General features: G+C 55.3%; 18 protein-coding genes and 1 pseudogene. 4 read left to right on the top strand and 15 right to left on the bottom strand.

What is annotated here, in order from left to right; all coding sequences use genetic code 11:
• Positions 1 to 202 (top strand): hypothetical protein (locus tag RIFP1SYM_RS17770; RefSeq protein WP_240991987.1); only part of this gene is annotated, 202 nt, incomplete at its 5' end.
• Positions 203 to 388: 186 nt separating this feature from the next.
• Here the strand turns inward: RIFP1SYM_RS17770 and RIFP1SYM_RS17765 are convergent.
• The gene (locus RIFP1SYM_RS17765) at positions 389 to 553 is read right to left on the bottom strand and encodes a hypothetical protein (RefSeq protein WP_240991575.1); all 165 of its coding nucleotides are present in this window, start codon (positions 551 to 553) and stop codon (positions 389 to 391) included.
• A 56-nt stretch (positions 554 to 609) separates the two neighbouring features.
• Between RIFP1SYM_RS17765 and RIFP1SYM_RS18545 the strand changes: the two genes are divergently transcribed.
• From RIFP1SYM_RS18545 to RIFP1SYM_RS02125, 3 genes are all read left to right on the top strand, one after another.
• Positions 610 to 732 carry a hypothetical protein gene (locus RIFP1SYM_RS18545; RefSeq protein WP_005958997.1) on the top strand — a complete coding sequence of 41 codons (123 nt, stop codon included), beginning with the start codon at positions 610 to 612 and terminating at the stop codon, positions 730 to 732.
• Positions 733 to 1017: 285 nt separating this feature from the next.
• Positions 1018 to 1368 (top strand): inner membrane CreD family protein, encoded by a 351-nt coding sequence (locus tag RIFP1SYM_RS02130; protein ID WP_006473856.1) that lies wholly within the window; start codon positions 1018 to 1020, stop codon positions 1366 to 1368.
• 145 nt (positions 1369 to 1513) lie between these two features.
• Complete coding sequence (locus RIFP1SYM_RS02125) at positions 1514 to 2197, top strand: c-type cytochrome (protein ID WP_005958995.1); 684 nt, start codon at positions 1514 to 1516, stop codon at positions 2195 to 2197.
• Between the two features lie 63 nt (positions 2198 to 2260).
• Here the strand turns inward: RIFP1SYM_RS02125 and RIFP1SYM_RS02120 are convergent, their stop codons facing one another.
• The 14 genes and pseudogenes from RIFP1SYM_RS02120 to RIFP1SYM_RS02060 all read right to left on the bottom strand — a co-directional run bounded on the left by RIFP1SYM_RS02120 (position 2261) and on the right by RIFP1SYM_RS02060 (position 15108).
• A complete protein-coding gene (locus tag RIFP1SYM_RS02120) occupies positions 2261 to 3088 on the bottom strand; it encodes an ABC transporter permease (RefSeq protein ID WP_005958994.1) in 828 nt (275 codons plus the stop codon).
• Positions 3088 to 3657, bottom strand: a complete 570-nt coding sequence (locus tag RIFP1SYM_RS02115; RefSeq protein WP_006473857.1) for a multidrug ABC transporter ATPase — start codon at positions 3655 to 3657, stop codon at positions 3088 to 3090. Before RIFP1SYM_RS02115 ends, RIFP1SYM_RS02120 begins: the two co-directional genes overlap by 1 nt.
• On the bottom strand, positions 3647 to 4513 hold the full coding sequence (locus tag RIFP1SYM_RS02110; RefSeq protein ID WP_005958992.1) for an ABC transporter ATP-binding protein: 867 nt from the start codon (positions 4511 to 4513) through the stop codon (positions 3647 to 3649). Before RIFP1SYM_RS02110 ends, RIFP1SYM_RS02115 begins: the two co-directional genes overlap by 11 nt.
• 39 nt (positions 4514 to 4552) lie before the next feature.
• Positions 4553 to 5524, bottom strand: a complete 972-nt coding sequence (locus RIFP1SYM_RS02105) for a NapH/MauN family ferredoxin-type protein (protein WP_005958991.1) — start codon at positions 5522 to 5524, stop codon at positions 4553 to 4555.
• Between the two features lies 1 nt (position 5525).
• Positions 5526 to 6425 (bottom strand): 4Fe-4S binding protein, encoded by a 900-nt coding sequence (locus RIFP1SYM_RS02100; protein ID WP_005958990.1) that lies wholly within the window; start codon positions 6423 to 6425, stop codon positions 5526 to 5528.
• A gap of 33 nt (positions 6426 to 6458) precedes the next feature.
• Positions 6459 to 7829, bottom strand: a complete 1371-nt coding sequence (gene nosD, locus RIFP1SYM_RS02095) for a nitrous oxide reductase family maturation protein NosD (protein WP_005958989.1) — start codon at positions 7827 to 7829, stop codon at positions 6459 to 6461.
• Entirely contained in the window at positions 7826 to 9022 is a 1197-nt protein-coding gene (locus tag RIFP1SYM_RS02090; RefSeq protein WP_005958988.1) for a hypothetical protein, read from the bottom strand. The genes nosD and RIFP1SYM_RS02090 overlap by 4 nt, the downstream gene beginning before the upstream one ends.
• 122 nt (positions 9023 to 9144) lie before the next feature.
• Positions 9145 to 9489 carry a c-type cytochrome gene (locus RIFP1SYM_RS17760; protein WP_240991991.1) on the bottom strand — a complete coding sequence of 115 codons (345 nt, stop codon included), beginning with the start codon at positions 9487 to 9489 and terminating at the stop codon, positions 9145 to 9147.
• Positions 9440 to 9838, bottom strand: coding sequence for a c-type cytochrome (locus RIFP1SYM_RS17755; protein ID WP_050798693.1), 399 nt, complete (start codon positions 9836 to 9838; stop codon positions 9440 to 9442). The genes RIFP1SYM_RS17760 and RIFP1SYM_RS17755 overlap by 50 nt, the downstream gene beginning before the upstream one ends.
• Before the next feature lie 302 nt (positions 9839 to 10140).
• Positions 10141 to 10458 carry a c-type cytochrome gene (locus RIFP1SYM_RS02080; RefSeq protein ID WP_005958985.1) on the bottom strand — a complete coding sequence of 106 codons (318 nt, stop codon included), beginning with the start codon at positions 10456 to 10458 and terminating at the stop codon, positions 10141 to 10143.
• A gap of 282 nt (positions 10459 to 10740) precedes the next feature.
• Positions 10741 to 13050, bottom strand: a complete 2310-nt coding sequence (gene nosZ, locus RIFP1SYM_RS02075) for a Sec-dependent nitrous-oxide reductase (RefSeq protein ID WP_005958984.1) — start codon at positions 13048 to 13050, stop codon at positions 10741 to 10743.
• A 267-nt stretch (positions 13051 to 13317) separates the two neighbouring features.
• Positions 13318 to 13908, bottom strand: a complete 591-nt coding sequence (locus tag RIFP1SYM_RS02070) for an SCO family protein (RefSeq protein ID WP_240991990.1) — start codon at positions 13906 to 13908, stop codon at positions 13318 to 13320.
• Between the two features lie 27 nt (positions 13909 to 13935).
• Positions 13936 to 14615, bottom strand: a pseudogene (locus RIFP1SYM_RS17750) (metal ABC transporter solute-binding protein, Zn/Mn family); the annotation flags it as partial.
• 142 nt (positions 14616 to 14757) lie between these two features.
• Positions 14758 to 15108 (bottom strand): hypothetical protein, encoded by a 351-nt coding sequence (locus RIFP1SYM_RS02060; RefSeq protein WP_006473864.1) that lies wholly within the window; start codon positions 15106 to 15108, stop codon positions 14758 to 14760.
• Positions 15109 to 15704 lie beyond the last annotated feature (596 nt).

The raw sequence follows: 15704 nt of genomic DNA, 5'->3' as shown, positions 1-15704 counted from the left end.
CGGGCCAATTGAGGGGGTGTTTGATCGTCATTGTCTACCTTTATTGTTATTAGGTGGTGCTACATCCCAGGCGTATCTGACCTCTGCGGAAACGAATGGACATCGTATTCGCGCCGCACGGGTAAGCGTTGCCGATGACACGCCATACCAAAAACGGAGGAAATCACCTCACGCCAACCTGCAGGCTGGGCATCAGATATAGGGACTGTCACAATTTTTTGCAAAATTCAGGCCACAATTTAATTCCCCTATAACGACCAATGACTTAACTGAATAACAAAAGAGGGCTGGCAAAGCCTCTGTAAAGATCCCCGACACCTCTCCCCCGGCGTTCGCCCCGTGGAAACAGATAAAACGCGCTAGATACCAGCCTTAATATCCTGAGCAGTCAGTAAATTCCCTGGCAAAATGAACGATCCGCTGCCAGAGCAGAGCCAAAAAAAATGTAAATCTTGCCGACACCCGCGCTGACAGCATTACTCCAGCAGATTTTCCCGCATCTAACTCCCGTCACATGGGTTTTGATGCCAGCAGATTGCCACAGTTTTGCCATCAGGCCTCCTGAATCATCCGGCTCAATAGTCCAGGTAATAACTGGAGGAACGAAGTATGACTGGCATTCAGAAGATCCTGACCCGGCCCCAGCAGGAAAACCCGGCACTGCGCCTGCTGATCATCTTTGGGCTGATCCTGCTGCTGCAGATCCCTCTATCTCAATGGTGGATGGGTTGATCGCTGAACGGAGTTTAAGTCGTGAGCAGGCGGCGCAGGCGCATGCCCGGCTGGCCAGCGAAACCCGCCGTAGAGGCATCTACGAGATACCGCCTACCAGGCAAAGCTGCAACTCTCCGGTCGCTTCAGGATCGAAACCATCTCGAATGAGTACCCGGGATACACGGCGCACTAGGATCGGGCCAGCCTGGTGATCGTGATAAGCGACCCGAAGGCAATCGATTCGGCCAGCCCGCTGATGTGGGGCGGGCAACCGCTCGAACTCCAACCAGGTGTGCGGGCTGGTTGGCGGGATGTGCCATCACACTCTTCTCTCTGCTGCTATCGCTGGCGGAGCAGATCGGTTTTACCGCAGCTTACTGTGTGGCAACCCTGCTGACCATCGGCCCGATATATGGATACACCCGCAGAATTCTCACCAGCAGACGCCACGCCGCCCTGATCAGCGGCGGACTAAGCACCCTCTGCGGCTACCTATTTGCCCTGCTGCATGAACAGGAGTACGCACTGCTGGCCGGCTCCATCGGACTATTTCTGATGCTTGGCCTGGTGATGTACCTGACCCGTAATATCGACTGGTATCAGACCGCTGAGCAAGTTGCTGAGAAACGACCAAAGCAGAATAAGAGGGAATAGAATAACCAACCAATTTGATATAGATTAATGCCCACCCGTGGGCGGCCCTGTTTCAATCCTTTATTATCCGTAACAGAGCCGCTCGCGGCACGAACCAGCCGTAACAAAAAACTCACGCCGTAAACGGCACCCCAACAGAGAACAGATGCAAATACTTCGATACACCACACTCCTGCTCGGTTTCACCCTGCTACTGCCCCCCTTCAGCCTGGCGGCCCACGACTATGACCCGGACAATGGCGAGGAGATCAACGAGCTCTGCGCCGGCTGTCACGGCGAGTATGGCCAAGGCGGCAAGGATGGCGAATATCCCCGCTTGGCGGGGATGCCGCGTGAATTCATCGCCCTCCAGCTACACCTGTTTCGTGACCGCGAACGCCCCAACCTGGCGATGGTGGAGTATGTGGATGACCGCCAGATGCCAGATGAAGACATCCAGGATATTGCGATCTACCTGGAGAGCGTTCGTCTGAAGACCAAACTGCCGCCGGTAGACGAAACCGCCCCTGACTTCGACGCCTATGCCCGGCTGCTGGCGTCGAAGAAGCTAATGCAGATCCCGCGCGCGCCGGGGGATATCGCGAAGGGCCAGTCGCTTTACCGAAAGGAGTGCGCCAGCTGCCACGGTCGTGAAGGCTTGGGTGACCAGAAAAAAGCCGTACCGATGCTAGCCGGCCAATACACCAACTACCTTTGGCGGCAAGTGAAGAAGTATCGCAACAAGATCCGCATCCACGATCCCGAAGAGCCGGATGAAGAGCTGCTGGCAGATTTCAGCGACCAGCAGCTAGGCGATATCTTCGCTTATCTCTCCATCGTTGATGATTAGCAGGTTGTAGGAACGGTCTCAGACGAGTGCAGTTTAGGAAGGTTTTTCAGCAGCCTGCCAGGATCATGGCAGATCGCTGCGTTTAAAGAAAAAATAACCCAGGCCGGCACAACCAGTACCCAGCAGGATCGGATAGATCAGCGCATAGGCGATGTAGCCGCTCTGGCCAAAGTTGTCGAGGATCACGTAAGCCGTCGGACCAAGCAGCACCAGCTGCGGGTCGAACAGCATCATGGTGGCGGTGCGGAATACCTGCATCGGATTGGCCAAAGCGAGCGCCACCGCGGTCTCCGGCGGCAGGTTTTCGCGGATCATCACCCCGAGCAGGATCAGATCGAGAAACAGTAACAGGGTCAGCCAGACCACAAACGCCGCCCCCTGCGCCACATCCGAGGAGCGCGCCAGGGTCGAGATCAGCATACCGATACCGAGAAAACACCAGGCCAGCGACATCAGCAGAGCAGTGTAGTAGATCAGCAGATCCCAAGGGATCTCCGCCCCTTTCACCATGCCCCAGGCGGTGGCCCCGAGCATCGCTAGAAACACCGGCAGAAACACCACGAAGAAGCGGCCGAAGACCCGCCCCCAAAACCAAGCGCTGAGGGTGATCGGCAGCGACAGCAGGTATTCGAAGATCCCCGCCTCCCGATCCCCCGCAACCGAACGCACCGTGGTGATCAGCACAAACACCGGCAGCATCGCCATCGACAGTTGGATGTAAGTGATCAACAGCCGCGACAGGCCGGTGAAACCCATGATGCGCGACTCAGCCAGGCCAAAGGCGAAAAGAATCACTATCAGGCCACCAAAGACCATGGAGTAGACCATAAACCAGCGCGCACGCAGGGATTCAATGATATCGGTGTAGGCGGTGAGCCAGAGGTGTTTCATCAGGGTTTCTGCTCGGGAATGATGGTGGGTAATGTCGACTCCGCCCGCTGCGCCTTGCGTGCGGCATCACGCTGCGCCGCCTGCTGCTTGAAGCGCTCCAGCAGATGCACGCCGTGAATATTGAAGCGCTCCTCGACCTTGAGGATATGCTGCTTGGCTTGCTCGAAATCGAGCCCGCCCTCGAGTGGCTCTGGCTGGGCGCCCAGGCCAAACTCCATCGGCGTGATCTTGCCTTTTACGTAGGTAGCGACGCGGGCGTCGATCCACTCGCCATTGCGGTGGTCGGTGACCCAGATCTCGGTGCGCGGATCATCTTTCCAGGGCTGCTCTTCGAGCCATAAGATGGCACAGCCAATGTCGTCAAAGACGACCACTCGGGAGCGGGTTTTTCCCTCGGGGAAATAGCGAATCTGGGCCGAGAAGTTACGATCGCTCAGTACCATGCGGCAGCGCTCGCAGGCATCCCGATCCCACCTCACATCTTTTGGGCCTGTGCCCGGATCGCCGGAGCAGGCGGCAAGCAGCAACACAAGGCCAACCGCCAACCAGCAGGCAAGCTTATGCGGCATCCGCTTCGGCCTCATCCATCTGCATCCCCGCCAACAGCGCCGCATAGCGCGACAGCAGGCCGAGGAAACGCAACCGGTCGGGGCCAGCGATGACACCGCTCCAGCTCAAGCCGTCGGCCGAGCCGCGAAACCCCCACTCGCCGATCGCCTTGGCGAACGCCTCGGCCGGCTGTACCAGTCGCACCTGGACACGTAGCCGCGAGGAGAGCTCCACCAGATCGGCTACCTGGTCGTCCAGCACCACAAGGCCCTGGTCCATCTCGATCACCCGATTGACCAGCGAGGCCACCTCGTCAAGACGGTGGCTGGAGATCAGCATCGCCGCGTTCTGCTGCTTCTCCGCCAACAGCTGGAAGAAGATGTGGCGCGCCTCCGGATCGAGGTTGGCAGCCGGCTCGTCCATCACCAATAGTTCGCTCTCGCGACCCAGGGCGATGGCGATCAGCAGCTTCTGTTTCTGCCCGCCGGAGAGTTTGACGAAGGGCTGATGGCGGAACTTGTCGACATCAAAGCCGAGCTGGCCCGCCACCCCGATCATGCGCGCCGGGTCGCTCCCGCAGAGGCTAGCGGAGAAGCGAATCAACTGCCCCACTGGCATGCGCAGCGGCGGCGGCAACTGAGGCACGAAGCCCACCATGGAGAGCACTTCGCGGCGCTGTTTACGTGGCTCCATGCCATCCACCGTAACCCGCCCCTCGCAGGTGTATTCGCCCAGCAGACAGCGGATCAGGGTGGTCTTGCCAGCACCGTTGGAACCCACCAGCGCGACCCGCTGGCCGCGCTCGATGGTCAGCTCTACGCCCTTCAGCACCTCATGGCGACGAAAACGTTTGACCAGATTAGAAAAGTGGATCATGCAATATGCGACCGCAACTATCAGGCCTGTTAACAGGCCCTAGAGAAATTTGTTTAACCCTTTGACTTCATAAGTCAACGAACTGGTAGGACAGACATCCACACACATGCCGCAGCGAGTGCAGTCTGCGCCCACATCCTGATTCACATCATAGGCCGCGCCACGAATGGTCAGATCCAACACATGCGGGACCAGACAGACCTTACGGCAGTCACCCTCATGGTGACAGGCCTCGGCATTGTACTTGACCCGCACCGGCGACAACACACCCACCACACCGTAGGTAACGCCAATCGGGCAGACATAGCGGCACCAGGCACGGCGCGAGTAGAAAACCTCAAACAGCAACAACGCCCCGACCCAGAGCAGCGCCACTCCCGGGCCATAGATCAGTGCCCTACTCAGGATGCCGGTGGGGGAGATCGTCTCGAACACGGTATAGCCCGAGAGCAGTGCCAGCAGGGCAAAGATCAGATAGAAGACGGTGCGGGTACCGCGATGGAAACTATGGTTCTTGATGATCTTCTTCTTCACCAACCAGAGGTGCAGATACTCCGCCCACTCGGAGAGCAGGTGGTAGGGGCAGACCCAAGAGCAGAAGGTGCGGCCACCGAGCAACAACCACAACACAAACACGGTGGTGGTGCCGATCACCAGATTCAGCACAATATGCTTGTATGCCAAAGCCACCTGCAGTGCTGAGTTGAGATCCGCCATGTGAAACCCCACAAAGCGTGATGCGGTAAGCGCGCCTTCCAGCAGCTGCACGTCGAAATAGTAGGAGACGACAAACAGCAGATTGACCAGTATCAGGGTGATCCAGCGCCGCCGCTGCCATTTATTACAGCAGGTATTCCTGTGTTCATGGCGTACTGTCTCAATCTCGGCTTTGGAGAGATTGCCTTTCTTGCCCTGATAGATCTCCAGCAATTCGGTCGGCTGCTCGCCCTTGGCGGGCCGACGGGGTTTGGCGCCAAATATCTGTGACAGGGAGTCTCTTATGTAGCGCATATCAACCTCCCAGCGTATCCGTAGTTTTATCCAGATCGATCACAATTGCAGCGGACTCGACCGGACAGATCATTTCACAGACACCGCAACCGACGCACCCCTCCTTGATCACGGGTTCCATCCTCGTCTCCCCATTGGGCAGCTCGAATGGCTCCAGCGCAATCGCATGCTTTGGCGGACATTCGTTGCCATGCTGTTCCGCTACCCGTGCGACCTTGCCGCTATCTCCAGAGGCTGCGGCCTGCTTCGCCTTTTCCGCACACTGGGTGATACGAATCTCAATAGGACACTGGCGCACACAGAGATCGCATAACTCCAGGTCGTAAGGGTGATCCGCCACCGGAATGGGATTCCAGCGGTCCACCTTGTCATAGCGTAACAGTCCTTCATAGTCCGGCCCCCTGGCCTGACCTTTGAAGCCTTTACCCTGTACTGCAAGGCAGGCACCGGGACGGGCGAGACGAGCAAAACCCATACGGGCATCGGCTGGGTAGTCGAGATGATGGGTCAGGGCACCGGTTGGACAGGCCAATACGCACTGCAAACCATCGCAGGAGAAATCGCAGGCCTGCGCTCGGGCATCGATATAGGGAACACCGACACCAAAGCCATCATTGAGGTCCGCCAGTTTGATTGCATTGACCGGACAGACCTGCACACACTGGCCACACTTGATGCAGGAGGCAAAAAACTCCTGCTCATCATCAGGGGTCTTGATCGCACCGGGGGGGCGCAGCCGGATCGATGCCCCCTGCACCACGGGGATAATCCCAAGCAAGGATGCACCAACCACTCCCACAGTCAACGCAGTGGAACGCAGGAACTCCCGCCGGCTCTGCTCTTTCCGCCGTGGTGAAAGCGTTTTTTTGGCGTTGGGTTTTTTCGTCGTTTTGTCACTCATCAGAGACCCTGCCTCCAGAAATTTGAGCTGTTACTACCTTCCCAGCGATTCTCTTAGCGCCTTTAGCGGATCAAAAGCTTCCTGACTTTCCCCCTTGACGCCCTCAGTTGTTTCGCTGGTCACAGCAGACCCACTCTCCGCCCCCAGCTCGGTAACAACTGTCTGAGCTAGTTGAGCAGTCATCATCGGCTTCTTGTCCCGAACCAGCATATTTGGGCGGGTAAACGGAGCAAGGCGCTCCAGAAAATCCATCACTTCCAATACCGGTGCACCTTTGAAAAAACGGGCAGGCGGCACATCCATCCAGATTCTGTCGGCATAACTGTATAGCTCGTAGGGCTTATCACCCACGCCGTCGCGATCCTGGTCGAAACCTTCATAATCATCCCAGTAGTTTCCGAGCCAGTCGTTCCTATTTGCCGTTTTGCCCGCACCGGAAACTGCGACCTGAGTAATATTACCCTTAAAGCTATTGCCTTCCAGGATATTCCCCGTCCAATCATTCAAGAACAGCATACCAATCCCACTATAGGCGATCAGATTATTCTTCAGCCGATTGGTCGTATCAGGATCATAGGGGGAGATATCCAGATAGATGCCGGTGGCGCAATAGAGAATCTGATTGCCAACGATATCCACGTCGGACGTCTCTTTAAAACCAATACCCATCCCAGTTGGGCCTTGAGCGTGGGCAATATAGTTATTCTTCACCTGTACGCCGTCGCTGTACATCAGGAAGATACCCACAGAATTATTTTCGTAGTGGTTCTCAAGCACCTCATTGTATTTTGAATACATGAAGTGCAGAGAGTAACGGCCACCACGGGAATCGTTACGGGCAATCAGATTGTCCGCCGAGTACCAGACGACCATATCCCGGGAATTGCGAATAATATTGTCTGTAATCTTATTGTTGAAACTGTACCAGAGACGCACAGAATCACCCCGCATGCCAAGATCGAAAGGCTTGGAGGAGATGCGGTTGCGCTGCACGAGGTTGTTCTCGGACTGCTGGAGGTCAATGCCGAACAGGGTGTTGTCGATGACATTATCCTTGATGACATTGAAGTTACCACGAACCTGGATGCCCGAATCGATATCGTTGTGGGACTCACCGGAGTTGGTCAGATGCAGATTTTTGAGGGTTGCGCCATCGGTATCCAGGTAGATAACGGAGCCCTTACCGCCAGCATCGATGGTGACCTTCCCCTGACCGTCGATGGTGATGGCACTCTCGATGGTCACCGGCCCGGCATAGGTGCCGGGCGGTGGAATCAGCGTACCGTTAGGATCGGCCGCATCGATCAGCGCCTGGAAGGAAGGATAGGCTGCCTGGCTGCTGCCCAAAGGCAGCAACAAAAAGGCCAGACAGATCAGCGCATGTGACCAAAGCGATGGCTTCAATCACTCGACTCCTTAAACTGTTTCTTACGGATCAATGCCGCCACAATCAGCACTACCGAGGTCAACAGCATCAAAAAGAAGCCTGTGTAGGGATAGGAGTGGGTCGCAAACTGAGCCACTTTACCATCACCAAATACTGTCGGCATGAAGGGTTTGACCGAAAAGGCGCCCATATCATTCAGGGTGTGGCCATACCACCAGAGCCAGGCCGAGTAGTCGATAATGAAGAAAACAGGCAACGCCATAGGCACCAGCACCAGCAACCAATAGAAGAAGCCATTATTCTTCCGCGCGCCGACCACAACCACCACCATCGCACCAATCAGGCCAATGAATACCACATTGATAGCTAGCTCCAGGGTGGCGACCATCGGCACGATCTCTTCCTGGTTATTAAAGTAACGGCCCAAACTTTTCGCATAGTGCCAGGACATGACCTGGAACGAACTACCGTTCCAGGGCTCCAGCGTATCCGACTTGACCTGGTCGATGTCGTAGGACGTTCTGAGCTGTTCAATCAGGTGTGCCTTGCTGGCATGGACCTTGTTAGCCTTTGCCTTTTTCGCAGCAACCTCAGACGGAAGGATGACCTCCACTCCAGACTCCTCCAGCGAGTCTTTCAGGACGCCGGTAATCCCGCCTATCACGATTTCGGGCTCTGCGGATTCGCCGGACGCCTCCTGGTCAAGGGAGGTCACCAGCGCGGTGACAAATCCTTCATTCTGCAGATTAAAACCATCCTCACCATACAGTGTGAGGGACATCCAGATGGCAATGCCTGCAAAACCGGCACTCATTAACGCCATACGGATTTTCGGTTTGGTGCAGATAAATCCCAACAGCATAACGGCCATGAACACCATCAGAAACTGGCCGAAGCCACGCTCTACCGGACCACCCGCAGCAATCGGATACATGCCGACGTAGTGGTTGATGGTATCCATCTCATGCACGCAATCCAGCGCTTCATCTTCAGTGATTTCAGCTTTATCCTGCTTTTGACAGCCGTTGAAGACGCCATTCATATGAAAATGGATCCGCACACCATCCGGGAAGGACTCAGGCGGATAGTTTGGCGCCGTGAGAGAGACCCACCAGATTGGGCTGTAAAAGATGGCCGCAAGCAAACCTGCAGCGATCAGAGAGAGTATTGCGACTTGGAGCGTTTGCTTGTTTTGCATAATCACTGACATGTTATTGAGTCCCCTGGTGAGCCTTAAGGAGCCTCTGAACGAAGCTCCTTAAGCGGCTCCCGGGGAAATATACGGGAAAGCCTGCACCGGATATTCCAGGCATCCGGTGCAGCTGTCATTGATTAATCGTAATCAGGATTCTGGTAATCTGTGGAAGGAGCAAGGTCCTTAGCAGGAACCTTCTGACGGGATACGTAATTGATAACCATCTTCATATCCATGTCAGAGAAACCTTTGATCTGTTTCACCATGTCAGGGTTTGCATTGCGACGTTTACCGTCACGAATCCACTCGAACTGGCGCAGCATATAGGCGTAGTGCTGCCCCTGGATCCTAGGATAGAACTTTTCGTTACTGCCTTCGCCATTGTCGCCGTGGCACTGGGTGCAGTTGTCGGCGTAGAGCTTCTTACCCTGCTCAAATTCCGGCGTACCCTCTGCCCAGGATGCCTTTGCCGTTGTCCGGATTCATCGGCAGCTTGGAGATATAGGTGGTGACGTCAGCAACCAGCTGTGCAGGCTTTATCTCGCCTTCATGATAACCGGCCACCGCCAGGATCTGTTCATCCAGAGCAAACGGGTACATGGTGGGGTTGTCACGGTTCTTGGCACGGATATCGGTCAGCTGCTTTATCAGCACATTCCGGTGCTGTCCGGCCAGCTGGGGAAAGGTGCCGTCCTTCAGACCCCAGCCTTCCAGCAGATGGCAGGCGGAACAAACTTCATAGACCGCAATGCCACGCTCCCTGTCTGGCGTCAGGAGCATCGCCTCGGTCTTCTCACCACCCGCTTTGTTCCAGTCTTTGACATCCGTCACCTGGGCATCGCCTTCTCCCGCAAAACTGCTACTGGAAACGGCTAACCCTAAAGCCAGTGATAGGGTCGTCAATGCAGATTTAATACTCATTACAAGTTTTCTCCTGTTCCCCGGTGCCGGGGCACAAATACTTTAACGCAGACCAGGTCGAGTTCACCGACCTCTTGCCTGACCGGAAATTCAACCTCTATTCCGGAGACGGATTCTTCCACGGGGAATATTAGCGCTCATTGATATACGTCAAACCCCGCTACGGAAATGAACCCCACAGCGGATCCAATCTCATTGCAAGATTATTTTGACTATTGAGTGGTGAGCCAATCGGCGATGGCACGCATCTCTGCCTCGGAGACCAAACCCATCACCCCTTTCATGGCAGCAGTCTGACCATTATTACGAGCACCGGACTTAATATCTTTCATCTGGTTGAAGGCATAGTCGGCATTCTGACCGGCCAGCTTGGGATACATGGGCATGATCGGGGTCTTGGCATCTTTGCCGTGGCAGGACCAGCAGGTCTTGCTTTGAAAGAGCGCCGCACCGTCAGCAGCAACTGCATTGCCAAGCGCGCCAAAAGAGAGTGTAGCAGCTACTGCGGCATAAGAGATCAATTTCAACATTAGTATTTCCTCTTTCTTCAGACAAAGTCACCCAGACTAGGCAACCATTTTTCATGGGGACGGAGTCTCTCACCGGGTAAAGCACCCCGCATTGAGCAACATCAAATAGAAGCCCCTCAGCAAATTATGGCTCATAGTGATGTATATATCCGAGTTCTGAACGGTTATCAGGAGAACCTCTGACTCAAAATACACCCACAATTTTTAACGAAATAACTGCCCAGAAACAGGAAAGGGGGCCGTTAGGCCCCCTTCCTCATTCAGGTCAATTGCTTCTCAGCACTATTTAGCCTTTTTCGGCTCGACCTTCTTTGCGCCATGCTCCTCAAGGAAGGTCTTGGCTCGCAGCCCCAAGTCAGCGGTCTTGACCTGGTACTGCCAGTGCTGACCAGCCCAGAGAGTCGCGTTCTGGTAGTCACCCTTGGCGGCATAGGCCTCGGCCTTCTTCTTGGCTTCGTCAGCAAAACCGAGCTGATCGGTCGCATCCTCAACCAGCGCCACAACCTCCGGGAAGTCCTTGTAGTTATGACTGGTGATGAAGCCCACCACGGAGTTGATGACAGCCTGGGTGTCGATGTTGGTTTTCACCTGCTTGTCGTAATCAGCCTTGGTGTACTTCTGACCTTCCTCGATCTTGCCTGCTTTGGCCACGTAGCCCTTGGGCTTGACCAGCAGATAGCCCTGCATCTCCAGGTGGAGGGCGGAGCAGAACTCGGTGCAGTAGTAAGGATAGACACCGGCTTTATCAGCCTTGAAGGTGGCAGATACGGTCTTGCCAGGCTCAATAGAGAGGTTGACGTTCTGGCTATACATGGCGAAACCATGGGTCTCGTCCTCAGCACGTTCCAGGTTGGTCAGATGGATAGAGACAGTCTCACCCTCTTCGACCTCAATGATCTCAGGCGTGATGTGAGAGCGAATCACCGTACCGTAGACATGAACCACACCGTCTTTGCGCACCACCTTCTCACGGCCAGCACGGGTCTTCCAGGGTGATTTCTTGTCGGAACGGCTGTCCCAACCGGACTTGTAGCGTACGGCCGGTTTCAGCTTGTCGGCCTTGATGGCAACCACATAGTGAGGTTCGCCAAGCGGCAGCGGCATATCGTAGAGCAGCTGCATCTTGTCACCACTGATGTCGATCAGCTGATGGTTCTGCGGATGCAGGGGGCCAACAGGGTTGAAGCGATCGATGGCCAGTTTGTTAAGGGAGACCAGATACTTGCCGTCAGGAGAGACGGAATCGCCTTCCATGGAGACCAGGTGGCCGATGTTGTAATGGATGTGGAGTTGATCCAGCACCTTGCCTTGGCAGTAGTCCCACTTGGTGACCATGGAGTCCACATAGATAGAGGTGTAGACCACGCACTTCTTGGAATCATACTGGTTATGCAACGGACCGAGGCCCACCTGCACCTGCGTGTGCAGGGTATCCTTCATCGAGATGATCGGGATGCCATAGGGATCTTTGCCTTCGAACTTCTTGTTCTTGATGGCATTCTGGATCTTCTCCCAGCTGTAGACCCAGGCATGACTATCCAGCTTACCGGCGATGATGATGTGCTTACCATCGGGGCTCACATCCACACCGTGCGGACTCTTGGGCTCGGGGATCAGATAGAGCAGGCCTTCTTTAACAGCCTGCTCGATGGTGATCTGATAGGAACCATTGACCTTATGAACCTTGCCGGCGGCAACCAGCTCAGCGGCCTTTTTCCAGTTTGTCACATGCAGGAAGTCGGTATCCTTCTGGGAGCAACCTGCCTCGAAGGGAGGACGACCACGCTCGATACCGCCCACATAACGCTCGGAGCAGAAGGAGTTGGTAAAGCCCCAACCTGCACTGACCTTTTTACCCGCGTCGGAGAGATCCTGGCTATAGGGAGGCAGTTCGAAAGTAAAAGAGTCTTCAGGCTTGATGCGCCCCTCTTTCATGTCGAACTTCCAATAGGTCAGTGCGCCACGATACTTATCATTGAACTCTTCCAGTGGCACATAATCGTGGCTGACAGGCGCTGCATACTGGGAAGCCTCCATCACGTATTCCGTATTCGGGGTGACGAAGGCACCACCATGATCGGACTTCATGAAGGGGTTAACCACGATCTGCTTGGTTTCAAAGTCGTGCAGATCGATCACCGCGAGGCGGGGATTTGCCTTGTCATTGATAAACAGGTATTTACCGTTGTATTCACCCTCGGTCTCAGAGAAGGCCGGATGGTGGGTATCACCATAGGTGATCTGCTTGCCATTGATCTTACCCTGAGCCAGGATGGCTTTGGACTCGTCATCGAAGCCGTAACCCTGCCAAGGCTCCGGTGTAAACACACCGATGTACTTCAGGATACGCATCGACGGGATGCCGTAGACGATCACATGACCACTCTGACCGCCTGAACTGAAGGCCAGATACTCGTCACGACCGCCAGTTGGTGTATAGGTCTTGGCGGCGGCCAACAAGTCTTTCTGCGTTAGGCCACGCTCTTTCATCACATCTTCGAGCGAGGCCTGGGCCCAGACACTCGTCGATAACCCCAAACCGAGGCCAACCCCGGTCAATACCGAACATATTCGCTTAGTGGCAGCTTTCATGGTTCCTCCGAACGGATTGATACAGCCTGCGTTCTATCGATCAATGACAAAATGCAACGGGGCAATCCTCCTCCCGTTGGGTCATTTGACTCCTTGATTTGTGTCAAATGACACACTTTTTCAAATCACCGTCTTATTCTAGACAGGAATCCAAAAGAGTGAAGGCAGAAATCCGACATATCTCTATCAGTTAAGTGATAAATATTAGACGCACGCCTCCTTGAACCGGGAGGGTTCATCTGCAACAAGGCGTTTTGACTTATCCGTTCAGGGCAGGATCAAGGCCAACTCTTTGACCAGATCTTCGGGGGTGATACCGTGGGCAAACTTGGTGATAAAGCGACCATCCGGCCCCATCAGATAGAGGCTGGCGGAGTGATCCATGAGATAGAGTTCCGGACTGGGCGCATCTTCTGTCACCTTCTCGTACTTGACCTTGAACTCTTGCGCAACACGCTCGATCATCTCCTTGGAACCTGTCAGCCCTACCAGACGTGGATTGAAATACTCCACATAGTTTCGCATCACCTTTACTGTATCCCGCTCCGGGTCGATGGTGATGAAGTAGGGTTTTATCCCATCGGCCCGATCACCGAGCATATCCAGCGCCAAGGAGAGCACCTGCAATGAGGTGGGACAGACATCCGGACAGTAGGTGTATCCAAAGTAGAGCAGTGAATAACTACCCAGAAAATCCTCTTGGGTGAAGAGTCTCCCCAAATGGTCGGTCAGGATGAAACGACCGCCGATATGGACAGCGGCTGGCGCCTCCTCAGATTTGGCAACATCCCGCGCCCGGGCCGCCTCGGCAACATCCGCATTCAGGCAGCGCTTAATGGTGTCGGTATTGTGATCCATCATCCTGACATAGAGACCCGGCCCTGGCTCAAGGTGGATTCCCAGGCTGTCCAGCTGGCCCACATTGATCGTCTGCCCCTCAGTCAGCAGCGCAAGATGTTCAGCCTGCATACCCGCTTCAGTCAGCAGACACACCGCCTCACCATCCGCGATGCGCTGGCGCACTTTAAGCAGGGCATGTGCATCGGTGTTATGCCGAGGAGAGGCCGCAACATGCTCCAGCACCGTCAGCGCATAAGCCTGCTCAAAATACTGCAAAGTATCGTAGTACTGCAGCCCTAGTCCTGCCTTCAGGCCGCGATAACCATATTCATACTCCCGGTCAATGCGGGCCAGCTCCTTCTGAGCTTGCGTCGGTTTTTGGCGTAGATATGGCTTCGTTTCGGGTCGGCCTCACTGAGCAAGCGAGCAAACTCTTCAACCAGGAGGATCGCATTGCGATCATCGAGCCAGAAAAAAGGATCACGCTGGCTGTGATCTGCCCGCATCGGCAGAATCTTCAACACATCACTCGACAACAGCTCGATTACCCGCACATCAGGTGGCAACGCCTGAATCGTCTTCGCCAATGATGCCTCGAGCTCCGGCCCCACCCAGACCAGGATGTCGGCCTGGCGCAGCCGCTCAGCCTGCGCCTTCGACAGCTCAAATCCATAGGGTGACTGCTCCCCCGAGATGAGCAACTCCGGCGACTCCGCACCATCCATCAGAGCAGCCAGCAGGGAGTGGATCGGTTTGATTGTGGCGATGACTCGGAAACTACTCTCCGACAGCGCGGCAGCGCTGTTGAACAGCAGACAGAACGCCACTAGCAACGCGGCAAAAAACTCGGACGGAAACCCATGGACCTCACCTACTCTCGCTGGAGGGGTACTCCCGCTCCAGGGAGTCGATTGCACTACCAACCTGATCGGCCAAAGTGCCGGCAGAGGGGCAACTCTCCCCCCGCTCAATGAGCTCCATGAACGATTTATTGGCGGTTACATCAAACAGCTCACCCAACTGCCGCAGCTTCGGCAAGCGCAACACCAACGCCCGCTTCATCCGTTGTGTCTGCTCAAGATAGCCACACTGCAGCGCGATACCATTCAGTCGGCCCAACTCACGAATAACCTCCAACTTGGCATCAGAAATCGCATGCGCCTGAAGCATCCCCTGCAGGAACAGGGCACCAAACAGTAAAGATTTTCTCAACTTCATGAATAAAGACTCCATCAACCGGACTGCATTCTAATCATCAGGCGGGCATTGTAACTGTTTCAAATCAAGTCTTCCGGGAAGACCACCTACCCCACGCAAACAGATCCCGGTTGACTGAAATCAAAGGCGTGAGAGAATCCCGTTGATTTAATCTCAGCGGTCCAGCCCGCATGCAGGCACCCGGGGAAGGATAAATGGTAGATCCCCCCAACGGCCCCCGGCATTCCCATCAGGCACAACACCCATCCATGTTCGACAGGCAATCCCTTCGCGATCGCATTCACACGGCAGTCTCGCGGACACTGGCCGCCCATCCGCCTGCCGCCGGGCAACTCTACTCGATCACCCTGGCACTGCCCGAGATCCACTTCCGCGGACTGCCGCAGTTACGCGACTGCCAATCCTACTGGTACTGGCGACAACCCGAGAAAGAGGAGTACCTGTTCGGCGCCGGCGAAGCACTGCGCATAGACGCCAGTGGCAGTACCCCGATCCAGCATCTGGCTGGGGCATTTCAGCAGCTGCAGGCCCGCTGGCGCTGTCTCGACCCCGACCATACCGCCATCCCCCCGGCCGCTTTCAGCGGATTTGCCTTT

This window comes from endosymbiont of Riftia pachyptila (vent Ph05), from assembly GCF_000224455.1.
Classification (GTDB): domain Bacteria; phylum Pseudomonadota; class Gammaproteobacteria; order Chromatiales; family Chromatiaceae; genus Endoriftia; species Endoriftia persephonae.
Note: the sequence above shows the minus strand (reverse complement) of the source record. Positions and strands in the feature narration are given on the sequence as shown.